This is a genomic window from Dyadobacter subterraneus (assembly GCF_015221875.1).
Classification (GTDB): Bacteria; Bacteroidota; Bacteroidia; order Cytophagales; family Spirosomataceae; genus Dyadobacter; species Dyadobacter subterraneus.
This window is the reverse complement of sequence record NZ_JACYGY010000001.1, coordinates 3,868,345-3,892,359: the sequence shown is the minus strand read 5'-3', so window position 1 is coordinate 3,892,359 and position 24,015 is coordinate 3,868,345. Positions and strand designations below refer to the sequence as shown.

20 protein-coding genes are annotated in these 24,015 nt (G+C 39.4%); 10 read left to right on the top strand and 10 right to left on the bottom strand.

Features of this window, described 5'->3' with window-relative positions; translation table 11 throughout:
- Positions 1-58: 58 nt before the first annotated feature.
- A complete protein-coding gene (locus IEE83_RS16180; RefSeq protein ID WP_194121573.1) occupies positions 59-592 on the bottom strand; it encodes a YceI family protein in 534 nt (177 codons plus the stop codon).
- A gap of 157 nt (positions 593-749) precedes the next feature.
- Here IEE83_RS16180 and IEE83_RS16175 point away from each other — a divergent pair, with 157 nt between their 5' ends.
- Together IEE83_RS16175 and IEE83_RS16170 are read left to right on the top strand one after the other, a co-directional pair.
- A complete protein-coding gene (locus tag IEE83_RS16175) occupies positions 750-1,454 on the top strand; it encodes a GNAT family N-acetyltransferase (protein WP_194121572.1) in 705 nt (234 codons plus the stop codon).
- A 665-nt stretch (positions 1,455-2,119) separates the two neighbouring features.
- Positions 2,120-2,455 carry a hypothetical protein gene (locus tag IEE83_RS16170; protein ID WP_194121571.1) on the top strand — a complete coding sequence of 112 codons (336 nt, stop codon included), beginning with the start codon at positions 2,120-2,122 and terminating at the stop codon, positions 2,453-2,455.
- 5 nt (positions 2,456-2,460) lie between these two features.
- On the opposite strand, the gene IEE83_RS16165 is transcribed toward IEE83_RS16170, so the two are convergent.
- Entirely contained in the window at positions 2,461-3,564 is a 1,104-nt protein-coding gene (locus IEE83_RS16165) for a Fic family protein (protein ID WP_194121570.1), read from the bottom strand.
- A 301-nt stretch (positions 3,565-3,865) separates the two neighbouring features.
- Between IEE83_RS16165 and IEE83_RS16160 the strand changes: the two genes are divergently transcribed.
- On the top strand, positions 3,866-4,252 hold the full coding sequence (locus IEE83_RS16160) for a RidA family protein (protein ID WP_194121569.1): 387 nt from the start codon (positions 3,866-3,868) through the stop codon (positions 4,250-4,252).
- A 68-nt stretch (positions 4,253-4,320) separates the two neighbouring features.
- On the opposite strand, the gene IEE83_RS16155 is transcribed toward IEE83_RS16160, so the two are convergent.
- Positions 4,321-5,166: a sugar phosphate isomerase/epimerase family protein gene (locus IEE83_RS16155; RefSeq protein WP_194121568.1), complete on the bottom strand. Its 846-nt coding sequence runs from the start codon at positions 5,164-5,166 to the stop codon at positions 4,321-4,323.
- A gap of 222 nt (positions 5,167-5,388) precedes the next feature.
- Here IEE83_RS16155 and IEE83_RS16150 point away from each other — a divergent pair, with 222 nt between their 5' ends.
- The 3 genes from IEE83_RS16150 to IEE83_RS16140 are packed head-to-tail and all read left to right on the top strand — an operon-like array spanning position 5,389 to position 11,235.
- Positions 5,389-8,151 (top strand): M14 family metallopeptidase, encoded by a 2,763-nt coding sequence (locus tag IEE83_RS16150; RefSeq protein WP_194121567.1) that lies wholly within the window; start codon positions 5,389-5,391, stop codon positions 8,149-8,151.
- A 52-nt stretch (positions 8,152-8,203) separates the two neighbouring features.
- Entirely contained in the window at positions 8,204-9,535 is a 1,332-nt protein-coding gene (locus IEE83_RS16145) for a TldD/PmbA family protein (RefSeq protein WP_194121566.1), read from the top strand.
- Positions 9,536-9,591: 56 nt separating this feature from the next.
- Complete coding sequence (locus IEE83_RS16140; protein WP_194121565.1) at positions 9,592-11,235, top strand: TldD/PmbA family protein; 1,644 nt, start codon at positions 9,592-9,594, stop codon at positions 11,233-11,235.
- Between the two features lie 201 nt (positions 11,236-11,436).
- On the opposite strand, the gene IEE83_RS16135 is transcribed toward IEE83_RS16140, so the two are convergent.
- The gene (locus tag IEE83_RS16135; RefSeq protein WP_194121564.1) at positions 11,437-11,949 is read right to left on the bottom strand and encodes a molybdopterin-dependent oxidoreductase; all 513 of its coding nucleotides are present in this window, start codon (positions 11,947-11,949) and stop codon (positions 11,437-11,439) included.
- A gap of 940 nt (positions 11,950-12,889) precedes the next feature.
- Here IEE83_RS16135 and IEE83_RS16130 point away from each other — a divergent pair.
- Both IEE83_RS16130 and IEE83_RS16125 read left to right on the top strand, forming a co-directional pair.
- Complete coding sequence (locus IEE83_RS16130) at positions 12,890-13,258, top strand: BlaI/MecI/CopY family transcriptional regulator (RefSeq protein ID WP_194121563.1); 369 nt, start codon at positions 12,890-12,892, stop codon at positions 13,256-13,258.
- 13 nt (positions 13,259-13,271) lie between these two features.
- On the top strand, positions 13,272-14,858 hold the full coding sequence (locus tag IEE83_RS16125) for a M56 family metallopeptidase (RefSeq protein WP_194121562.1): 1,587 nt from the start codon (positions 13,272-13,274) through the stop codon (positions 14,856-14,858).
- 21 nt (positions 14,859-14,879) lie between these two features.
- Here the strand turns inward: IEE83_RS16125 and IEE83_RS16120 are convergent, their stop codons facing one another.
- The 3 genes from IEE83_RS16120 to IEE83_RS16110 form a co-directional block, all read right to left on the bottom strand.
- Positions 14,880-15,959: a hypothetical protein gene (locus tag IEE83_RS16120; RefSeq protein WP_228101835.1), complete on the bottom strand. Its 1,080-nt coding sequence runs from the start codon at positions 15,957-15,959 to the stop codon at positions 14,880-14,882.
- A gap of 34 nt (positions 15,960-15,993) precedes the next feature.
- On the bottom strand, positions 15,994-17,106 hold the full coding sequence (locus IEE83_RS16115) for a hypothetical protein (protein WP_194121561.1): 1,113 nt from the start codon (positions 17,104-17,106) through the stop codon (positions 15,994-15,996).
- A gap of 145 nt (positions 17,107-17,251) precedes the next feature.
- Positions 17,252-17,644 (bottom strand): LytR/AlgR family response regulator transcription factor, encoded by a 393-nt coding sequence (locus IEE83_RS16110; RefSeq protein WP_194121560.1) that lies wholly within the window; start codon positions 17,642-17,644, stop codon positions 17,252-17,254.
- Positions 17,645-18,235: 591 nt separating this feature from the next.
- Here IEE83_RS16110 and IEE83_RS16105 point away from each other — a divergent pair.
- On the top strand, positions 18,236-19,900 hold the full coding sequence (locus IEE83_RS16105) for an ArnT family glycosyltransferase (RefSeq protein ID WP_194121559.1): 1,665 nt from the start codon (positions 18,236-18,238) through the stop codon (positions 19,898-19,900).
- A gap of 10 nt (positions 19,901-19,910) precedes the next feature.
- Here the strand turns inward: IEE83_RS16105 and IEE83_RS16100 are convergent, their stop codons facing one another.
- From IEE83_RS16100 to IEE83_RS16090, 3 genes are all read right to left on the bottom strand, one after another.
- Positions 19,911-20,498 (bottom strand): hypothetical protein, encoded by a 588-nt coding sequence (locus IEE83_RS16100; RefSeq protein WP_194121558.1) that lies wholly within the window; start codon positions 20,496-20,498, stop codon positions 19,911-19,913.
- Between the two features lie 66 nt (positions 20,499-20,564).
- Positions 20,565-21,236, bottom strand: coding sequence for a CAP domain-containing protein (locus IEE83_RS16095; protein ID WP_228101834.1), 672 nt, complete (start codon positions 21,234-21,236; stop codon positions 20,565-20,567).
- Between the two features lie 166 nt (positions 21,237-21,402).
- The gene (locus IEE83_RS16090) at positions 21,403-22,377 is read right to left on the bottom strand and encodes a 3-keto-disaccharide hydrolase (RefSeq protein ID WP_194121557.1); all 975 of its coding nucleotides are present in this window, start codon (positions 22,375-22,377) and stop codon (positions 21,403-21,405) included.
- 173 nt (positions 22,378-22,550) lie between these two features.
- Between IEE83_RS16090 and IEE83_RS16085 the strand changes: the two genes are divergently transcribed.
- Positions 22,551-24,014 (top strand): TlpA family protein disulfide reductase, encoded by a 1,464-nt coding sequence (locus IEE83_RS16085; RefSeq protein WP_194121556.1) that lies wholly within the window; start codon positions 22,551-22,553, stop codon positions 24,012-24,014.
- The last annotated feature ends 1 nt before the right edge of the window (position 24,015 follow it).

The window sequence follows — 24,015 nt, the reverse complement described above, 5'->3', positions numbered from 1 at the left end:
AAAAACAGCACTATTACAGGCCAATCGCCATCATAGTGCTGTTTTTTTATTTTGTTTATTAAGCTTGTTTTGCAATCTGGATATTAGCGATCACTTTAATGTTTTCACCTAATGCAAGTCCGCCAGTTTCAGTAAGCGCGTTGAAAGAAACACCGAAATCCTTACGGTTTACAGTTCCTGTTACTTCAAAGCCAACTTTAACATTGCCATACTGATCTTTTTCTGTTCCGCCGTATTCAGCTTCAAGTTCTATTTCTTTTGTAACACCTTTCAAAGTAAGATTACCAATCAGATTGTATACGTCACCTTTTGCTTTTTTGAATGAAGTTGATACAAAGGTGATTTGTGGAAATGCTTCTGCATCAAAGAAATCAGCTCCTTTCAAGTGTTCATCACGACCTTCCTGGCTTGTAAAAACACTGTTTACATCGATAGAAAATTCAATTTTTGCATCTTCAAACTGATCGTCTTCGGTAATGGCCTGACCACTGAAAGATGTAAAGGCACCTGTAACTGTTGAAATAACAAGGTGTTTTACTTTAAACTGTACTTCGGAGTGAAGTTTATCAACAACCCATGTAGTTTGTGACATTTTTTGGAAAAGTTAATGTTAATATTGTTTATTGAAATTCATTTGAGGTCACAAATGTTTGGTAACCTCAAATAAACACTTCAAAGGTAGGTCTATAAAATCAGTATAGTAATAGCCCTATACTTTTGTATAGTAACTTAAATCGATCTTACTAAAAATGCCCATCCATTCTGATTCTTATAAGTTTCTGGACAACCCTGTCTGGCATGCATTACAAACGGTACATAAAAACTTTTCTCTGGGCACCGATGAGATTTGTAGATACCGTCCCGGAACACTTCAAATCCTGGGTTGTGAAAATCCGGGAAAAGTAGATCTGAACGATCTGCGACAATGGATTATGGAAGGAGAAAAATTATTTATGGTTGGAGATCTTGCTGCTCCGGCTCCTGGATGGACAATCAGCAGAAAACTGGATTGCATGCAGATGGTTTGTGAAAGCGAAGAAAATCTTATTCAAGAATACACAGAAGAAATACTTCCGCTTATGGAAGATGACCGTTCCGAAATGCTTGAACTGATTAACCTTGTTCAGCCAGGCTATTTTCATGAAGATACACCTCTTCTGGGCAGCTATTTCGGTATCAGAAAGGATAATAAATTGGTGGCAATGGCGGGAGAAAGACTGCGAATGACAGGTTTTTCAGAAATAAGTGCCGTGGTGACCCATCCATCACACACCGGAAAAAAGTATGCGCAAATGCTGGTAAGCCATGTAGCGAAAAAGATAATGAATGAACATGCAGTTCCGTTTCTTCATTTTGTTAGTACTAACGCCAGAGCTGGAAAAGTATATGAGCTTTTGGGTTTTGAGGAACGCAAAATTATCACGTTTTGGGAACTCATAGTAGAAAAACGCTGATCAGGTTTTTTGAAGTTAATCTGATAAATGATCTTTAATTTTATTAGGATTAAACTAATATTCAGGACTGCATTTAATTTCTGATAGGTGCCAGGAATGGATAATATGGTCAAATTTGATCACAGAAATTGTACAAAAGACGTGTTGAAATAAATGTTATATAAACAACATAATAATTGATTTGGATTATTTAAAAAATGTAATTCTAAAAATTCGGATTTCTACAATAATCGTAGTAATTTTACTACAAGTCTTACTAGCTAGGACTGTGAGAAATATTTAGTAAAGGGCTTCGGAATTTCCGAAGCTTTTTCTTTTGGGTAAATTATTGAATATCTGATACTTATTTCTGTACTGGGCTCTTTATTCAAGTTTTGTTATAAGCGTCTTTTTTGAAATATTTATTTTTAAAAGTATAAAAGTTACCACGTATATACTTAATAGTATATCCTAAATTGGCAGAAAATATGTGTCCTGGTTTTCCCCAAAGTGACAATTCTATTGTAGAAATCTGAATATAATTTTATCGGAAGATGAGAGGTAGCTGATCAGAAAGATTGCAGGATTATTCAGTATGTTGATTTATTGAAAGTTTAATATGCATATGTCGATTGTATTTATGCATTATTCGTAACTTTAAGATCAAACCCTCAACGAACCTACAAGTGAATAAGTCAAACATCTTCGTTTACAGCGAGCTATCCAAACTTGTTGGAAGTTTGAGCAGCAATATTCTGCTATCAAAAGAATATTTGAGATCTCAGGCTGCTTATTTTAATATTATAGTCCCTAAACACTTTTCCGACACACTAAGTCCGGAGTGGGAGAGTATCACCAGCCAGATCAAGAAAATGGGCCCGAAATTTGACAAGGATGGGAAATTGACAGCAAATGCAATTATCAATACCATAGATCAGATGACCTCGGAAGAATGTATTTCATTGGCCATGCGTGTGATTAGCCTTTATGATAAAGTCAGAGTTGAATTTGAAAAAGCATGATTTTTTCAAATAGGGAGTAAATAACTGATACTGCGTCCGCCGCCGGTGATTATTAATGCATTGATTTCAACCAGATATTGAAGATCTCTTGTCGCGGTAGCTTTAGAGGTTTTGTTGATGCTCATATATTTTTTTGCAGTCATTCCTCCTTTAAAATCATCTGGACCGGTTTCAAGCATTTTTTTTATCGCTTTGGCTTGGCGTTCGTTAAAACTGTTTTTAAACTGATCGTAAAACTTTGTTTTCTTTAAAGTGGAGTTTAATATTTCTTTTGCCTCAAATTGTGCATCGCAAATAATCTGGACAAAATATCGAATCCAGTCAGTAATTTCATTGCTGCTTTGTGCGGTTTCGAGGGCATTGTAATACGATTTTCGGTCCGCCTCGATTTTTCTGGACAGGCTTAGCATTACAGGACGTCCCATGGTTTGAGATAATGCTTTTTCAGCCAAAACTCTGCCAATTCGACCATTACCATCTTCAAATGGATGGATCGATTCAAAAAATAAGTGCGCAATAGCAGAACGGACAGGTGCTCTTTTAATTTCCTGACTTCCTCCCGGTGCCGTTTCATTAAACCATTTTATAAATCTTTGCATCTCCTGCGGGACTCTCACGGAAGGCGGGGCTTCAAAATATATTTTTTCTCTCCCGATTGTTCCAGAAATTACCTGCATCGGTTCTACGCCTTTTCGCCAGATTCCTGAGTTTACAGCTTTATTTTCACCCAATAGCATGACGTGCCATTCGAACAGCTTTTCCTCAGTAAGAATATCTGCAAAGGTTTTCCGTACATCAATCATAAGCGTACTAAGTCCCTTTGCTCGTTTATCTTTTACGGCCTGAGGACTTGAATTAAGTCCCAAATTATTTCTGATGGACGAGACTACATCTTGGCGACTAATATATTCGCCTTCAATTTCTGATGTTTTAATGGCTTCTGATACCATTATGTTTAGAAGATTTTCCGCCTTTACATTTTCAGGAGCGGCTTGGAGAATTCCCGTGATGTTACCTGTCTCTTCTGCAAAATATAACAGCAGGTCTTCTAAACCTGAAAGATTGTAAACAAAATTTGGCCAGTCCGGCCGTTGCCAATTATACACCATGAGCCGATTAATTTTCTTATTCGGCTCAAATATAGTTAAAATTTGAGCCGAATAAATTTGCTATTCGGCTCACGGCTTAAAATATGCCGTTTTAAATTTTATGTTTTTTCCGATTACTCGTTTTGTTTTTACAAAAGTCAGACTATATGATGCTGCACACATTAAGGGAAAACGATTTAATAGAGACAAATTAATCGCTACAAACTGGGTTTGGAAGTGTCTGTGAAAACCATCAGAAAATAACTTTTGTAGATTTGCAATCAGTCGGATTGCAAATGATCTGGTTTAAAATCAAACTAAAATGAATCCTTCAATAAAAATTATAAAAACGGACCAGGCGGCACCTGCAGGCGGACATTACGTACAGGCAACGTTATTTCAGGGGACCATGTATATTTCCGGGCAACTACCGGTAACGGCAAAAGGACAACATACATTTAATGAACCTTTTGAAATCCAGGCAAGACAAGCCCTGAAAAACCTGCTGGCCATTCTTGAAGCGGCTGGTGGTAAGCCGTCTGATTTACTGAAAGTTACCGTTTATCTTGTGGGTGTAGTACATTGGCCAGCTTTCAACCTGATTTACGCGGAAATGCTTGGTGAGGCAAAACCGGCACGTTCAGTTGTGCCCGTTCCTGAATTGCATCATGATTATCTGATAGAAATCGATGCGGTTGCGGCAGTATAAAAAGGCTGATACCACATCGCATGGATGCTGTATCAGCCTTTTATTTCAGCATTATAAAGCTGTAATATCTATTTTAATTTCTTTACTTCTGTGTTGTAATATTTTGCTGCTTCCAAAACTGAGTTCAGATTGCTCGGTTTTTGGGTTTCATCCTTTTCAATATAAATGTAACCACGGAAATCCTGTTTTTTGAGCTCTGCAAAAATTCCCGGGAAATCGATTACGCCGGTACCAACAGTCACATCCAGAAGCTTGGGATTATTAAATGCTGCGATATCTTTCAAGTGAATGGCAATGATATGCCCTTTCAGTTTTTTGATAGCATCCAGGGGATCGATACCACTTTTTGGCCAGTGACCAAGATCAGCACAGGCACCAAAATTCGGATGGTTTTTAACAGCAGCCAATACAGAATCAGGATGCCAGTAAGCACTTACCCCTTTCCAGTGTTCGTGAATCGCCACTTTCATACCATAAACGCCTGCAAGACTATCGATGCTGTCCCACATATTTACCGGAGGCTCGGCACTCACAAATTTCACTCCGAAATTTTTTGCAATTTCAAATTCCTTTTTCCATGAATCCACGGTTTTACCGCCCCCGATATAAATCGATTCGATTTTGATACCTTTTTCGTTGACCAGTTTTTTCAGTTTTTTGATGCCGGAAGGAGATAACTGGGAAATCAAACTGTCTTTTAAATCCGGACCAGATTTATGAAATGTCATTCCTTCAATATAATGAAGTTTGGCGCTGTCCACTTTTAAAAGTGCCTCCGGAAAATTTACCGTATGGAAAGTATACATCGCGACGCCAAATTTCCAGTCGTCGGTGACCTTTGTTTTTTTTTGGGCAAAAGAGATGGAAATGGTAAAAATCAACAGTAAAGTAAGAAAAGAAGAACTTGATTTCATAATCAGTGGTCAGGTTATAAGGGTTTTTCCAAATCTAGCAATAAATTATTTTTAATGATGAACTGGCATCTTTGTATCATGCAGAAAGTGTAGTCAGGCGATGACTTGTAAAAATAAATATTTGGTTTATCGTCAAAAATAAAGCATTTTTAAAAATAGAATTTCAAAAATACCTCAATAATCTATTGAATTCACTCCAATTACCTAACTTAACCTACTATAATGAAAATTTGCCGTTATTTTTTATTACTATTCCTGTTTTCTAATTTTGTCTCCTTTGCTCAGACAATTCCCACACCAAAAGAACATTTCGGATTCAATATCGGAGACGATTATCATTTGGCATCCTACACGCAGTCCGAAGCATATTATTTAAAAATAGCAGCTGCGTCTAACCGTGTCAAAGTGGTAGAGATCGGTTTAACGGAAGAGGGGCGGCATCAATATATGCTCATTGTTTCTTCTCCGGAAAACCTTAAAAAGCTTGATCGCTACAAAGAAATTTCACAAAAACTGGCTCGTGCCGAAGGACTTACGCCGGAAGCTGCCAAACTTTTGGCAAAAGAGGGAAAACCTGTAATCTGGATTGACGGCGGACTTCATGCAACAGAAACAGTAGGGGCGCATCAGTTGATAGAAACCTATTATCAGCTGGTCAGCAGAACTGATCCTGAAACAATGGCGATTCTGGATAACGTAATTATCCTTCTTTCACAGGTAAACCCTGATGGACAGGAACTTGTGTCAAACTGGTATATGAAGGATGCCGATGAGAAAAAGCGGAATATGAAAATTCCAAGGCTTTATCAAAAATACGTTGGGCACGACAACAACAGGGATTTCTACATGAATAATATGAAGGAAACCATCAATATTTCGCGTCAGCAGTATATTGAATGGATGCCTCAGATTATTTACAATCACCATCAAACCGGACCGGACGGCAGTGTTTTGGCAGGGCCACCTTACCGTGATCCGTTCAACCATGTGTTCGATCCGATGATTATTACCGGCCTGGACGCTGTTGCGGCTGCAATGATCAACCGGCTGAATCTTGAAGACAAACCAGGTTATACGCGTTTATCCGGTTCCAACTACTCAACCTGGTGGAACGGTGGACTTCGGACTGCACCTTATTTTCACAATCAAATCGGGATTTTGACTGAAATTATTGGCGGTCCCACACCTTCAAAAATTCCCCTGGTACCAGAAAGACTGATCCCGGATAATTCAACACCTTTCCCGGTAACTCCGCAGGATTGGAAATTCAGACAATCCATCGATTATTCTGTGTCACTTAATTATGCGGTTTTTGATTTTGCAAGAAGAACGGGCGATGAGTTGCTTTACAATATTTACAAAATGGGAAAAAATGCCATTGACCGTGGAAACTCGGATCACTGGACTATGCTTCCTAAGTTTTCGGCATCAGTAACTTCCGCCTATGAGGCAGACAAAAAAGTTGTTAAAAAAGATACAGCGGCTGCAAAAAGGGATTCGCTCCTGGCGGCAAGAAGTGATGAATACGGTCCGGGGCCTGGTGTTCCGGTTAAGTTTTTTGATGCCGTTTATAAAGATCCGGCACTGAGAGATCCACGCGGTTATATCATTTCTACCAAACAACCGGATTTCCCAACGGCTGTTAAATTCCTGAATTCATTAATTAAATCCGGAATCCAGGTACATATTGCAACGGCAGATTTCACGGTTGAAGGGAAAAATTATCCGGCTGGTTCTTACATCGTAAAAACAAATCAGGCTTTTCGTCCGCACGTACTGGATATGTTTGAACCTCAGGATCATCCGAATGATTTCCAGTATCCAGGCGGACCTCCTTTGAAACCATATGACGTTGCAGGCTGGACACCCGCGTACCAGATGGGCGTTAAATTTGACAGGATTTTGAACGGATTTGATGGTCCATTTACCGCAATTCCTTACGGCGAGCTGCAAAAACCAAAGGCTGACAAACTGCCGGATGCGAAAGGCGGTTACATTTTAAGCAGTCAGAATAATGATGCTTTTACAACAGTTAATAATTTGCTGAAAGCGAAAGTGCCCGTATCGAGAATTACCGAAACATCAGGTTCAACACCGGCAGGTTCATTTTTGGTAGGAGCGAAAGGAAAGGCTTTGCTTGAAAAAGCGGCGACGGATTACGGAATTAAGGTGACAGCATCGGCTAAAGCCGTAAAAACAGTTCCGATCTCAGCTTCAAGAATTGCGCTTTTTGATCAATATGGAGGTTCTATGCCATCAGGTTGGGTACGCTGGCTTTTGGAACAAAATAATTTTGCTTTTACAGTCATCTATCCAAAAGATATCGATTCAACAGACCTTCATTCCAAATATGATGTAATCCTGTTTATGGGGGCCGGTATTCCTGCGATAACGGCTAAATCTGCGGATCTGGCGAAAAGATCAAGAGATCCGAAAGCTTCGGAAATCCCGGCAGAATTCAGACCATGGCTTGGGTATCTGACACCAGAAAAATCAATTCCTGCCTTAAAGAAATTTATGGAAGATGGCGGTTCTGTGGTAACCGTGGGAAGCAGCACCGCATTAGCTTACCATTTGAAACTTCCTGTTCACAACGCCTTGGTTGAAATGAATAAAGGTGAAGAAAAACCACTCCCGGGTGATAAATATTACATTCCGGGAAGTATTTTACAGGTTGCCGTTGATACAACAAATAAGGCAAACTGGGGTATGGCTTCAACTGCGGATATGGTTTTCAGCAGCAGCCCGGTTTTCAAACTGGATCCGGATGCAGCATTGAAAGGCGTGAATCCGCTAGCCTGGGTTTCCGGTAAAAAGGCACTTCGCAGTGGATGGGCATGGGGAATCTCATATCTGGACGGCGGCGTGGTTTCTTTTGAAGCCAAAGTTGGTAAAGGCAAACTTTATGCTTTTGGTCCAGAGATTATTTTCAGAGCTCAATCGCACAGCACTTTCAAGCTTTTGTTTAACGAGCTTTATAAATAATCAGGTATATCGGGTTATTCTCACAATTTTGTCTCAAACAGTTTTGTAAAAAATGGGCATATTATCACAGCAGGAAGCGAAGAAAATTATTGATAAGGTTTTGTCTTTTTCAAAGGCGGATGAAATGAGCGTCAGCCTGAGCGGAGAAAATGTTGGAAATATCCGTTATGCCAGAAATGCGGTTAGTACCAGTGGTGATTCAAGGAATGTTTCTCTTGCGGTAACTGCCGTTTTTGGAAAAAAAACCGGTACGGCAACGATCAATGAATTTGACGAAGAATCCATAAAAAAAACGGTTGCCAGAGCGGAAGAACTTGCGAAACTTGCTCCTGAAAATCCGGAATATGTAAGTATGCTTGGTCCTCAAAAATATCCTGAAACCAAGTCATATGCAGATAGTACCGCTAACATTGACCCGGATAAAAGAGCGCAAATTGCGCTGGATAGCATTGATCTGTGCCGAAAAAAATCAGTTATAGCCGCCGGTTATCTGGAAGATTCTGCCGGATTTAAAGCGATTGGAAATAGTAAAGGGCTCTTTGGTTATTACAAAACGACATCCGTAGATTATTCCATTACCGTTCGCACGGAAGATGCAAAGGGTTCGGGTTATGTAGTGCGCGATTTTAATGATGTTTCCAAACTAAACAGCGCATCACTTACGCAAACGGCCCTTCAAAAGGCAATGGCGTCAACGGCTGCACAGGCGATTGAGCCGGGAAGGTACACTGTCATTCTGGAACCTACGGCAGCGGCAGAGCTGATGCGTAACATGATGTCAAATATGGATGCCAGAAGTGCGGATGAGGGAAGAAGTTTTCTGTCTAAAAAGGGTGGGGGAAATCGTTTGGGAGAAAAATTATTTGATGAAAGAATAACGATTTATTCTGACCCGATGGATGCGGATATTCCTGGTGCACCATTTGTGATTGGAGATAATACTGTTGATGGCCGGGCTCAGGAAAAGGTGGTCTGGGTTGAAAAAGGTGTTGTTAAAAATATGTTTTATTCACGTTTCTGGGCCGAGAAAAAAGGTGAAAAAGCGATTGCAGCCCCATCTGGATTTATCTTTGAAGGAGGGGCAGAATCGATTGCCGATTTGATAAAAAGTACACAAAAAGGGATTTTGGTAACCCGTTTCTGGTATATCCGCGACGTGGATCGCCAGACACTTCTTTATACAGGACTGACACGGGATGGTACTTTTTATATTGAGGATGGAAAGATCAAGTTTCCTGTCAAAAATTTCCGCTTTAATGAGAGCCCGATTGTGATGCTCAATAACATTGAAGCGATGGGAAAACCGATGCGTTCGGGCGGTAATATGATTCCGCCTATGAAAATTCGTGATTTCACTTTTACAAGCTTGTCGGATGCTGTCTGATCGATTTTAAGGAAGACAGTTAACCTTATTTTTCAACCTCAAATTAAAATATTGTTTTGAATAGAAGAGATTTTATCCAGCAAGCCAGTATCGCCGCCGGTGCTTTTATAATTCCGGTCGTTACGCCAGGCGGAAGGTCTGTAGCCAGTGAAGCACTGCTGGAACCGGGACTTGATGTAATGGTGAAAAAAAGACTTGCCGATGCCGGACTTAATGCCGCAACGGCCAAAGGTGCATCGTATGCCGATATCAGAATTGGAAGATATTTGAACCAGTTTGTCATCACCCGCGAGGATAAGGTGCAAAGTATTGTTAACACAGAATCTTACGGAGTAGGAGTGCGCGTGATCGTTAACGGCTGCTGGGGATTTGCTTCGCTGGGAGAAGCAAAAACGGAAAATGATGTTGCGAAAACGGCTGAAATTGCCGTGGCAATAGCAAAAGCTAATTCAAAACTTTTGGCTGAACCGGTTCAGCTTGCAGCGCAGAAAGGTTTTGGTGAAGTGAGTTATAAGACGCCGATCATTAAAAATCTTTTTGAAGTACCAATTAAAGAAAAGGTGGATCTTTTAATGGCCGTGAATGGCGCAGCCCAGAAAAATGGGGCAGATTATGTGAATTCACAGCTTTTTATGGTGAATGAACAAAAATATTTTGCTTCCACCGACGGTTCCTATATCGACCAGGATATTCACAGACTTTGGCCGACTTTCACAGTAACAGGTATCGATAAAGCAACCGGACAGTTTCAGACCAGAAATTCGTTAGGAACAGCCAAAGCGATGGGTTATGAATATTTGGAAAGCAAACCCGCGGACAGGATTACAGGAAGAAAAACGACGTTGTTCAACAGTCGTTATGATATGATCGACGACGCGACTTTGGCGGCCGTTCAGGTGAAGGAAAAAATAAAAGCGAAATCGGTTGAGCCGGGGAAATATGATCTGGTACTGGATCCTACGCATCTTCGGTTAACAATTCACGAGTCTGTCGGACATGCTACTGAGCTCGACAGGGTTTTGGGTTATGAAGCCAATTTTGCGGGAACTTCTTTTGCTACAATGGACAAATGGAAATCCAAAAACTTTAATTACGGAAGCAAGATCGTAAACTTTTTTGCAGACAAAATTCAGCCAGGTTCCATGGGAGCGGTAGGATGGGATGATGAAGGTGTGAAAAGTAAAAAGTGGGATCTGATAAAAGATGGAATTCTGGTGAATTACCAGGCTACGCGTGATCAGGTGCACATGATTGGCGAGACGGAATCACACGGATGTTCTTATGCAGATAGTTGGAATTCAGTGCAATTTCAAAGAATGCCAAATGTTTCATTGGCTCCTCAAAAGGAAAAATTGTCGTTTGAAGAAATGATTAAGGATGTTAAAAAGGGAATTTATATTGTTGGTTATGGTTCTTTTTCCATTGATCAGCAACGTTATAATTTCCAGTTTGGCGGACAGCTTTTTTACGAAATCAAAAACGGAGAAATTGTCGGGATGTTGAAGGATGTAGCCTATCAATCCAATACGCAGGAGTTTTGGAATAGCTGCGTAAAAATATGTGACGACAGCGATTTTCGTGTGGAAGGATCTTTCTTTGACGGAAAAGGTCAGCCTTCACAAAGCAGCTGTGTTTCGCATGGAAGTTCAACTTCGCGGTTTGACGGAGCGAATGTGATCAATACAGCGAGGAAAGTTTGATACTTGCTAATGGCTAAAGCCCGGGAAGTTCTGAGCTACTAACTACCCAGGGTTGAAACCCTGGGTTAATTTTATTGAACCTTATCCAAGTCCTGATCAGAATTACCTAACCCAGGGTTTCAACCCTGGGTATCGGAACAAGCCCAGATACTTCCGGCTTTAGCCAAAGTTCTGTTTCTCAGTTTCAAAAAACTGCCAAAGTCAATCCTTGGCAAAAACGATCTTTATAGATCTTACTTCTCTTATCCAGCGCGCCTGTTTTTTATCATTTGGTGTAATAATCCTGAACGGACCTTCGCCATTTGGAAGCGGTTGCCCGTCTTTTTCTGTTGCGAGCATAATGACTTGATCTGTAAATTCAGGATCAATTTCAGGAAGGGAATAAATCACTTCATAACCATCCGCTGCTTTGATCAGCACATATTTTGCAAGATTTTCACCCCGCAATTTACCTCCGGTGGTAATACCAGCTTTTTCAAAGACTTCAATCAGGGCGACACCCTTGAATTCATGTTCTTTACCATCACGATCTTTCACTTTGTGGCTGATCTGTTTGTAAGCTGCAAGGTCCTGAGTTGTCAGATTAAGTGCTGTCGTAACTTCTCCTGAAATGGAAACCGTGTTTGCATTTTGAGAAAATACGGTTACGGAAATAAGTAAAAAACTGATTGACAATAATCTGGATATCGCTTTCGTAAATTTAGTCCGGGTCATATTATTGGGATTTTAGGGTTAGATGTGGATTTGAAAATTCCGGATTTGTGATAAAAGTTGAATCCGTCAGCATGGAAAGAAATGATATTATATCTCTTTTTTCATCAGTTGTCAAAAGCAGTGTTTTTCCTCCTTTTTGATTTGAAACATCAATTAAAAACTGCTTAAAGTAGGACTTTGCCTGATGTGTTCGTTGTAATGTTCCAGAACCTGTTCGATGGTAGCAAAACGACTGTCACTTCTCCCAACTGGAAAGTGCGATCCGTTGTCTGACCTTGTTCGGGCTGGGTAGACTGGGAATAGGTGGTGGAATAAAGAGCAGTAAGACTGAGTAGTAATAAAATTTTTTTCATTGTACTATCGATATATTCAAACGGATATATCGACAAATATAAAAAGAGACTTTTATACTAATTGGTTTTTCAAATAATAAACCGGCAAACTGGTCAATTAAAAGAAATTAGGGCCATAGCATTTTTTCTGTTTTGAGCCGGAATTGGCTCTTGATTTTGTTTTTGATTTTTGTACTTCATGTTGAAAACCACAAATTTGTTCTTGTGCAAAGGAAATTTATGTAACTGATTGATAAAAAATAATATTTTAATTAAATGGCTGATTATCAATAATTAATAATTTTAATGGAGAAAAAAATGTTAAGTGTATTACCGTTAACTAAGTTCTGCATTGCCGGTTACTAAATAATTTATACACTTGCAGTACAAAATCCTCCTTTATCAATCGTAAGTGCAAATGCCAGCTGTAAGAGCTGGCATTTTGTTTTTGGCCATTTTTACATCGCTGTCTTCACGAACCTCGCTTTATAAGTTTTTATATTGGAAATGCTGAGCCTACAATATTTTGAAAAAAATAACTATTTAATTAGTTGCTAGAACTAATCAAATAGTAGTATCTTTGGCATATCTATTTAAGTGCGGAACACATGAAAACACTAACGCGTGCAGAAGAGGACGTAATGAAGATTTTATGGCGATTGAAAAAAGCTTTTGTCAAAGATATCATAGCTGAAATGGACGATCCCGTTCCTGCTTATAACACGATTTCGACCGTCATCAGAATTCTTGAAAAGAAGGAAGTTGTAGGATACAAAGTGTATGGAAACACACATCAGTATTTTCCTTTGATCAGTGAGGAAGAATACAAACGGCAGGAAATGAAACAAATGATGGCCAGCTATTTTCAGAATTCGCTGTCCAATATGGTTTCCTTTCTGGTAAAGGATAATGATCTGGATGTCAGTGATCTGGATGAATTATTGAAATTGATAAAAGATCATAAAAGCAAAAAATAAATCTGATACCAAGATGGAAAACCTTATTTATTTGGCAAAGGTGAATTTGTACTGGACCATTCTGTACGTTTGTTTCTGGTTATTTTTTCGCAGACATACTTTTTTCTCACTCAACAGATTTTATCTTTTAGGGGCTTTACTTATCAGCTTTTTTCTTCCCTTCATTACCATTCCTGAGACAACTGCGGAAAATGTGCCAGAACTCGTATATAGTATGTCGGTAAGTCCGGTTTTGCAAAATGGAGATCAGATTGCTGAGCAGAGTACAGATTGGGTTTTGATCATTTCTCTGGTCTATTTTTCAGGCGTTGTTTTATTGTCGTTTAACATGCTTAAAGGATTTTTCAATCTTTTTTCATATATCAGAAAAGGTAAGGCGATCAAATTTGAAGATCATACCCTGATTTTGTTACCGGAAAATTATACTGAAAATGGTAAAATAGGCTCTTTCTCCTTTTTTAAATGGTTGGTTGTCAGTCAGGATGATTATGAAAATTGTCTTGAAAATGTACTAAGAAATGAAATGATCCATATCAAACAGAAACACAGCGTTGACATCCTGATCATAGAGTTGCTGAAAATAGTTTGCTGGTTCAATCCGGTGCTCTGGTTTTATAAAAAGTCAATGCAGCAGATTCATGAGTTTCTGGCCGATGCACCAGCTTCTGACCGGGAGGAATATGCGACGTTTCTTATTTACTATTCCTTCAATGCCCCGGTTCAGTCCTTGTCCAATCCGTTTTTTAATTCTTCTTTATTAAAAAGCAGAGTCAAAATGATTTTTCAAAATCGTACACCACGCTTGCTGTTAAGCAAATATGTTACCATTTTCCCAATTCTGGGTTTGGTTATTATACTGACCGCGGCCAGGGAAAAATTATCAAAAATTTCGGATTTTAGAACCAACGTCATTACAAATGGAATTTCTGAATATGTTGAAAACTCAACTGAAAATCAGGAAATAGCGAAACAGCCGAAGAATATTAAAATTGATAAAAAATTAAAATCAGTAAAAAATGATACGCTGCCGGGAAAATATGTTTTGGACAGAAATGCATATTTTGGTGTTGTCTTTCGTGACATGGAAAATTATTTTTATTCTCAAATAAAATATCCTATTGAAGCGCTGGTTGAAAATATTCAAGGAAAAGTTAAGGTATCTTTTATCGTGGACGAAGGCGGAAATATTCGTGATGCGGAAATAATTGAAGGACTCGGGTATGGTCTGGATGAGGAAGCTCTGCGTGTAGTTGAAAATATGCCAAAATGGAATTTCGCAATTAAAAATGGAAAGCCGGCAGCTGTAAGAATGACAATGGGCATTGATTTTTATCCGGCACTTGCAGGTGGCAGGCGAAAATCTGATATAGATATAAAAAGAGAATATTACAATGTGACACCAAAGCTGGCACCGCAAGTCAACCGCTTGTTTACAATTTCTGAAATTGGGAAATCAATTAACAAGTCTCTTGACTTTTCCGATGATAGTATTCCAAAAGTCAGATTTTACAATGGTACCAGGTTAGGATTTATGACCGGTGGATTTTCAATGCTACCACCAATAACAATTTCAAAAGACTCCGTTGAAATAAAGCATTGATAAAAAAGGAATAGTTCGTTATTAGTATTTAATATGAAACGAAATTTCAATAAAATCTCCCAGCTTTTTCTTGTTTTCCTTTTTGGTAATATCTCTGTCAAAAGGTCGGTTAAGATTATTTCCTGCGAGATCTTCCAATTTGGTTTCAATGCGAAGAGCATAATTTCCTGAAATCCATTTTTGCTCAGGAACAAACAGACAAGCTTTTTCGTAGTCCAAAATTTGCCATTTGCCAGAAATTATTTCACCTTTTTCGTTTTTAACCGAGAGTGTTTCCAACAAAACACTATGGTCCAGGGATTCTTGAAAATCAATTTTGAAAGATTCTGATGTACCTTTTTTCGGTGACAGTATTGTCCAGTGCGCAGGATCTGGCGATATACTATCGCGACCGGTTGTGATAAATGTTTTGGTAAATGACTGGTTTAATGAATTTCCTGATACATCGGTCCAGTCTTTGGACACTATGATTTTATAAGAGGCATTTTTTTTCAAAGGTGCTCCCAGAAGTTTGTTAGGAATTAAATCACGTTTGATTCTGCCGGGATCAAGCCACAGCGTCAGAACTGTTCTTTCGGGATTCCAAAGTTCTGGTTGAAGATCAAGGAAAGCAGCTTTAACCGTATCAGAATTATTTTTCAGCAAAGTCACATACTTGGCCGACTGCCCTTCGCGCATCGGCTGTGAGAAATGAAGATAAATTTTCAAAAGATTTTCTGGCAAAGTATCCGCTGATGGAAAAATTCCAATCACAGTTGAAGCCTTGGCTGATTCATTTTTTGGAATGTCAAAAATATCCACTTGTTTTCCTTTAACCACGATCTCATACGAAAGTCCGTGTGTGAATGGGATTAAGGGATTAAATAAAACCCTTTGATCGGCAATCGAAAATTCTCCCAAAATTCCAACGGATTTGTTTTCGGAAAGCAGTCGTACCTCAGTAAACGCAGCAATAGAATCCGAAGAAATGTTCCTGGTATATTTTAAAGGAAAAGAAATGCCGACTGCTTTTTGATCTTTCCAGATTAAAGAAGTTTTGCCGGCATCATTTTTGTCCGCGCAGGATTGAAGTATTATAATAAAAAAGATCAGGCTGTGCATTTTGCACAGCCTGATCAGTATCACAAAATATTTTCTACAAATATCTCTCACTTGAAGTCCATAAGTCTAAGCTGCCGTTGGATTTGCGTTGGAGCAAAATCATGCGCGTATCGTCCAGTTTGTCCAGCTGCACTACATTGGTTACCGGCAAAGACACAAAATCAACACCAGCTGTTGCAAAACTTTCTTCTACCGGCGTTGTAAGCGATCCCTGATAAGCTTCGATGTTTTTGTATTTTACTTTGAAAACAGGTCGGGCAGAATTTGCCATCATCAAAAACGAGTCGCCGCCCTTTTTCATTGTCACCATATCCACGGGAGAATTTCCACTGCCCATTTCTGCCACTGTTCTGCCTTTTACGTGACTTCCGGCTTTAAGTTCGTCCATCGGAAACAATACCAGAGGTGTGCAGGTATAACTTGCTACCAGATATTTCTTACCGTTGATGTCTGCAGTTGTGAAAGTGCGGATAGGAGCCAGGGTTTCATATTTTCCATGCGCGGCATGATATATTTCGAGCATTGCCTGATCCTGTTTGTCTGTAAATGGAAAAGGTATACTTCTAAAAGTTGAGTTGAATTCCTGACCGGACAAACCGCTTACCAAAACTTTCCCGTCGGAAAAACCAATATCCGAAATAGCTGAAACCCGGATCGGTGTGCCTCTTTTGTCCTTAGCATCTTCCGAAGGAACGTTGTTAAGCGCCAGACTTGAAAACTGGATATTCTTTGTACTGACCGGTGTGATTTTGCCACCTTCAATTTTAAATAAAACGGGTGTTCCGTCAGCAGACTGTACCGCGCAGTACACATTTTTTGAAACCGGATTAACGGCTATATCCTGAATCGTGATATTTTCCGGTGTTGTTCCGAGCAATGCTGCAATTTTCTGGTCGATATTTTTAATTTCAACCTCGGTAGCCTGGTTATTTGCCGCTGCGTCTTTTGTATCCACAGCAAATATCGTGGCACTTTTAGAATCACCGATGAACAAAATCCCATCCGGCCCGAAAGCGAGTGAATTGATCGATTTTATTTCAGGAGTTCCCAGACTAAGACCATATTTTCCATGAACAAGGCGGCTCGTTCCAGCCAGTAAGGTCAGTCCGGCGCAAACAACGGCCAGAGGGAAATACATTTTTTTCATATCAGTATAAGTTTGATGAACAGGAATGTAATCAGACTGTTAATTTAGTGAAAATCAATGTTATTCTTACCTGATTATTCAAAGGGAAATTCCTGCTCATTTTACTTAATCCGGCTTGTCTGTCAAACAAATTCCTGGCATTCAATCAGCCAACATTCAGATATTCGCCGGCAAGTGTTTCCTGGATTTCTACGATTCTTCTGCGGGCAATAGGTAATTGTTTGCCTCCGTTTAAAACAACCCTGTCAGGATTTATACGCGCCAGAAGGTGCATAGGGTTGATCATGTAAGATTTATGTATCCGAAGAAAGTCCGCATTCAGGATTTTCTGGATGGCTTTCATTGTCTTTGAAACAAGGTAGCGTTTGCCTTGTGTGGTATATACGTATGTGTAATTGCCATCTCCTTCAAGATAAACGATTTCATGAAATTCCAGTAAAAGTATCTTACATCCCAAATGGACATTGATAACATTTCCTGTTTTTTTTCTGGTTGTGATTGAAAGATTTTCAAAAGGTTGGTTTAATAAAGTTTTCATCGCGTTGTAAAGGTTAAGACCCATTTTCAGGGGCCGGGTTAATAAAAATACTGATCTGAATAGTGTTTGAAATTGAATTATAATGCATCAGAAGGCTGATTTTTATTTCATCCTTTCTGATGGTAATAGGTTAGTCGGGATACTATTGGAGGAGGGTAACAGGAATTGAAATTTTTTTAAATTTTTTTTTTGATAAAGTCCTGGAGGGTAGGATCAGTTTGCAGACCTGACTTTATTCAAACGTCTTGAAATTCAAATATAATTATTTTAGAGTGCTATTTGTCAATGTATTAGCAAAAAATAATCAATGATTTTTGACTTTTTCGTTGGCGGATTAAGCTGTATTGATGTCGAATTTTTTTCTTCAAATGCCATGATTACGTATCTCAACATAATACAGGCAGCAGAGAGTAACTGTTCTGACTTACCGCGAAGTGATTGCTACTTTCAAATTTTTATCGGACTCCCTGCATAAATCCGGCCACGGGCTGCGTACCTGCTAATATTATCATTTTGTAATCAATGATTCTGACCGGGATTTTACTCCGTTTAAACATTTATCATTGAACAGAAATACGAAAAATCCAGCTTATGAAAACTACCGAACTTTCTTTGCAGCGCTATTTCCCATGGTTGCTTTTAATCGGAATATTACTCAATATGCCCGGATTGTGGCTTGATGTGATGGAGCCCGATGGAGCCTTATACGCCACAATTGCCAAACACATTGTCCTTCACAACGACTGGATCAATTTATACGGAGACGGGCACGACTGGCTTGACAAGCCACATTTTCCTTTCTGGATGGCGGCTATCAGTTACAAAATTTTTGGCATAAACGGTTTTGCCTACAAGTTTCCGGCTTTTGCTTTCTGGCTTTTAAGCCTTTTTTATACCTATGTTACCGCCCGGGATTTATTTAATGCAACTGTTGCGAAAATCGCGTTGCTGCTTTATACAGTGGCGCTTCATAGCACACTTGCCAATTTTGATGTTCGTGCCGAACCTTATCTGACGGCTTGCACCATTGCTGCGATCTGGCACATGCTCAATATTTACAAAGGCAAACACTGGCTTCATATCGTTGCTGCGGCATTTTTTATTGCCTGTGCAGTAATGACCAAAGGAATTTTTATTTTGATAACCATTGGTTCCGGTTGGGTCATTTTCTTAGTCATCGCAAAGGAATGGAAGCAGTTTTTGAATTATCGCTGGTGGATAATGCTGACACTTTCTTTCATTTTTATATTACCTGAATTATATAGCTTATACGTTCAGTTTGATCTGCATCCTGAAAAAATAGTTTTCGGGAGGCAAAATGTTTCCGGTCTTCAATTCTTTTTCTGGGATAGTCAGTTCGGACGTTTTTTTAATACCGGCCCTATCAAGGGAAGCGGAGATATTAGTTTCTTTTTGCATACCACCTTATGGGCATTTCTGCCCTGGTCGGCCGGATTGGTTGGAGGAATGGTCTATTTATTCAGATATGAAAGAGACAACAATTCTTCACGCTGGATACTTTATGGGAGTGCGCTGGTTACTTTTTTGCTTTTTTCTTTGTCAAAATTTCAATTGCCGCATTATATCGTCATAGAATTTCCCTACTTCGCAATCGTTACTGCGTATTTTTTATATCAAAAAGCAAACGACCCGATACTTGGCTGGTTTGCAAATATTCAAAGCGGACTTTTGTATATTTTATGTGGTTTGATTTTGTATCTTTTTTACATTACCAATATTCAAAATGCGTGGATTGGGGCCGTTATGGCAATTTCGATAACGCTTCTTTCTGCGTTTTTCAAAGATAAAATCATCCTGAGAAAAATACTTTTCCTGGGATATGCCACTGCCTTGATGCTGTATATTTTTCTATTCGTATTTTTTTATCCCTTTTTACTTCAATATCAATCAGGCGCAAGCGCGGCTAAAATGATTTCAAAAGACGATGATGAGATTCCTGTCGCTTCGTATCAATCCTTTTCTTATGCCTTCGAATTTTATTCGCCAGGTGGAGTTAATCTTATCAAAAACAGTAATCAGCTTGGTGATTTTATCGGTGAAAATCCGTGTTATTTATACACATCTGCGGCAATAGGCGATAGTCTGATCCGGTCTGGGATTGATGCGGAAATCGTTTCTACTTCCAAAAATTTCCATATTACAAAACTTAAATTGGGATTTCTGGACCACAAAAAAAGAGGGCAGGCACTTGAAACAAGATACCTGCTCTATATTAATGATTCTGATGTTGACTGAGAAGCAGCAGTTAAAAAGAATAACCGATACCGAGCCGGCCACCTGAATTGATCAGACTTCGTCTGGTTCCCTGTTGTGAACTTCCAATAAGTGCATGTCTTTCAAAAAACGAATTGGCAAAAATGGCTACATGTTTGAATTTAAATTTCAAGCCGGCTCCAAGTCCGAAGCCAATACCGGATTGTTTATTAATTTCGTTTTCTTTTTTATTAATTTCCGTGTCGACTATCGCACCACCATTTATAAAAAAATATCTCAGGAAAGTCAAATGGGCGTAGACGGGAATTGAAATAAGCTTAGCTGTTTTCTGTATGTAGGGGATGTTTATACGCGGATCATCTACGTAATCCAGCTTGAAATGATAATTTGAATATTCGATTCCGGTTTCTAGTGTGACAATTTTGGTGCTTTTCATCAAATATCTTATTCCAAAAGAGTTTGACGCTTCCGGTTTGTAGCCAGCACCGCCATCTACATGTCCATTATAAACGGGTTCGGGATTGGAGAGCGCATAGGTAAGAAATAAAGTATGGCTGTTCTGCGCAAAACAGTCAAAATTTAACAAAGTTACAATACTTAAAAAGAAGAGGTTTTTCATAACGGATAGAGTAAAATTGATGATGCAAATATTTGTGTTAATATAGTATGCATCAGTGACATTCCATCACTTTTCTCCACCAAAATTTTGAACAAGTCTTCCATACGGTGCTCGCCTCTCCTGATAGGGTGCTGCACTTAATCTGGCTGCACAACCCAAATAAGTATAGTTTTTATTTAAGAGATTTTCCCGGTGTGGGGTAGATTCCATCCATTGTCTCACGCAATGGTGGGCATAATCTGCGTATGTAAAGGGCTGACAAATTATATTATCTTCCAGGTCGATGAATTGATAACGCCGTTGCTGAGAATCCCAGCGAACACCAAAAAACTGTTTGGTGACGAGTGTCTGGTACTGGCCAATGTTTTCTGCTGTTCGCATGAAACGCTTGGTAATCAGCTCAATCCTTTTATCCGCTGTTCTCTCAAAAGCGCTGTATGGATTTTTGTGATTATAAAAATTATTGACGATCATAGAACGTGCATGATTGGACGAAGAAAGATAAAGGCTGAAATCGTAAGTAAATATGGGTACTCCGTTTTTCCGCCGCGCCTCGTTGCTGGCCTGGAAAATTGCAGCGTCTAATAGCAGTGTATCAGGTGAAGACAGGGGGATGATCTGCTGCAATTTTGGCAAGGAGAAAAAATCTTCGTCGTTCATGCCATAATATCCAAGCTTGCCACTGTTGAGCAGTCCGTATACATCTATAAACATTCCAAAGATTAGAAAATATCTCATGGCAAATAAGCTTAACATTTCCCAAATTTATTGATTTTGTTTTGTAAAATAATGCAATAGTGATGAAATCTAAACGTGAAATATTGAAATCAAAAAGGCATAAAAAAGCAGTGGTAAACGAACTTACCACTGCGATCTGATTAATGTATTTTGTAAAAACGAAAGCTTATTTAGCAGGAGTAATTACGATGTTACGGTATTCAACCGGACCGTGGTCACCCTGAATATATAATGGGCCTGGTTCTCCTTCGTTGCTGTCCAGAGCACCGCCGGTAATTCCAGGAATTTCCTGGTTTGTAATTACAGTTTTACCGTTTACAGCCAATGTCAGCATTCTACCCAAAAGTGTGATATCAAAAGTCTGCCATTCACCGGGCTCTTTCGCCATCATTTCGCTCGGACTGATAAATCCATAAACTGCTCCAAGCTGATCCACAGCTGGTTCAAGACCTTTTCCGTCTGTCACCTGCATTTCATAACGGCCTCTTAAATAAACGCCACTGTTACTTCCTTTGGGAATACGGAATTCAACGTGAAGCTTAAAATCGTTGTATTTTGCATCCGTGATCAGATTTACACCTGATTTTTCGCTTTTCAAAATACCATCTTTGGCTATCCACTGGCTGGTGCCTTCGGTGTGCCATCCTTTAATTTCATTTCCACCAGTCAGTGGAATTGCTTTTCCCCACACTGGTGGTGTAGTCCTACGAAGCGAAGGTGCACGAACACCTGTCCAGCTGTATGTTTTACCATCAACGGTGTTCATCGTTCCTGTCAGTTTATCGCCTGAAAGAGTTCCTTCAACGGTCAGGTTTTTATCTCCTCTTTCCCATTGCGGCGGAATTTCGAAAGATAATTTACCATCCTTAAAATGAACTTCCGAAATCGGACGGGCACTTCCCGAGAAGCCAACAAACTGGCCGATCAGCGTGTGATTTCCCGAATGTCTTACTTCCAGCCAGGATGGAGAAGGTTTTCCGGCTACGTCGACAGTGATGTCCCAGCGGCCTTCAAGCGGCGACGCCAATGGTTTTACAAGATTACCTGCCATAGCTGAACCAAAGGCTATTAGCAATGAAAGAGCCGGAAGTAAAAAGTACCGGGAAAGGTGTTTTGGGGTGGTCAGGAATATTTTGTTCATAAAATTTTAGAATATTATAAGCCGTCAATTTACTTATAAATCTTAAATAAATTGTTTTCTGCCAAAAAGCGTTGAAAAACAGAGTCCCATATATACACATCTATTTTGAAAAACTGATAGGAAAACTGAATACTTTCGGGCAATTCCGGATAATATATTGCTATCAAATAGCCATGAACAAACTGAATACCTTGCTGCTTTTGATTCTAATCATTTTTAGCCTGGCAACCTGTACTAAAAAAGATTCCGGAAATGTAAAAATCCTGGTACATGCCCCTGGGTGGAAAAATTTAAAAGTTAAGGCTCTAACGACAGATATGGTCAGTTTGGAGCAGGTTGTAATTTTGGAAACCACACTTGACAGTTCCGGAAGCGCCATTTTGGAATTTAAATTTGATCGTCCAACTTTTGGATTGCTAACGGTAGGGGATACGGAAGTCTCCGCCTTCGCTGCTCCCGGTGATGAATTCGAAATCTTTTTGGATAGTCTGCAAAACCGTTCGGGTCTTCGCTACGAGGGCGATGAGGCCGAAATCAACGAATATATTGTCAAGTGCTGGGATGCCCGGATTAGCCATGAAATTAGCAATGGGAAATATTATTTTCAACTTGAACCGGATGAATTTTTAAGCGTCATTGATTCTCTTCGGTTGGAGTATCAAAATTTATTCAAACATTTGAAAGAAAATTCAAGTCTTGATCCCCCGCTGTCCACAGTACTGGAAGCACAAGGGAATCTGGCGGTTATTAACTTTGTAAATCAGTATGCAGGTCCCAAATATGGAAATCAAGCAGAAATTCCTTTATCTCTAAAACAAATTATCAACAAGATCCCGAAGGATTCTCTTGCACTTCAATACCAGTTGGGTGCTTATGCGACGGCGATCAGCCAATTCCTGGAAAATGGAATTTATGCTCCTTTGCTTTTGGAAAAGTCAAAAAACAAATCATCGGATTCAATTGAGGTTCATATGCCTGTTTGGGCATATGAAAAAATCCAAAAATCAGCATATCCGGATTTTTGGAAAGAGTTGTTGACTGCTCAAAATATTAATAAGTATTTGGTTTTGAATGGTATAACTCCTGAAACAAATTATGTATACCAGAAATTTAAAAGCACAACCAAAAAAGATGAATATCTTAATTCTTTGGAAAAGTCTTACAGCAAATGGCTTGCGATAGGACCCGGGAAACCAGCACCTGATTTCACTGGCGAAACTCCGGAAGGGGGAAAAATAGCACTTTCAGCACTGAAAGGCAAAGTCGTTTATATGGATGTTTGGGCGACATGGTGCGGCCCCTGCAAAACTGAATTCCCGTTTACAAGAAAGATTCAAAAGGATTTTGAAGGTAATGATCAGGTCGCTTTTTTGTTTGTATCAATAGATGAAAGCATTCCTGACTGGCATGCTATGTTGAAAAAGGATAAAGAATTTCGGGGAGTTCATATGAATCAGAAACAGCACCAGCAATTAGGCGAAATTTGGGAATTGTATCTGATGACTGGCATACCAAGATATATTCTGATAGATCAGGAAGGTAAAATTGTTGAGCCAAATGCGCCACGACCTTCTTCCGGAAGAGTTACAGCAGCTATCAAGGAAATTCTCGATAGGAAAAGAATAGTCAGCAAATAAA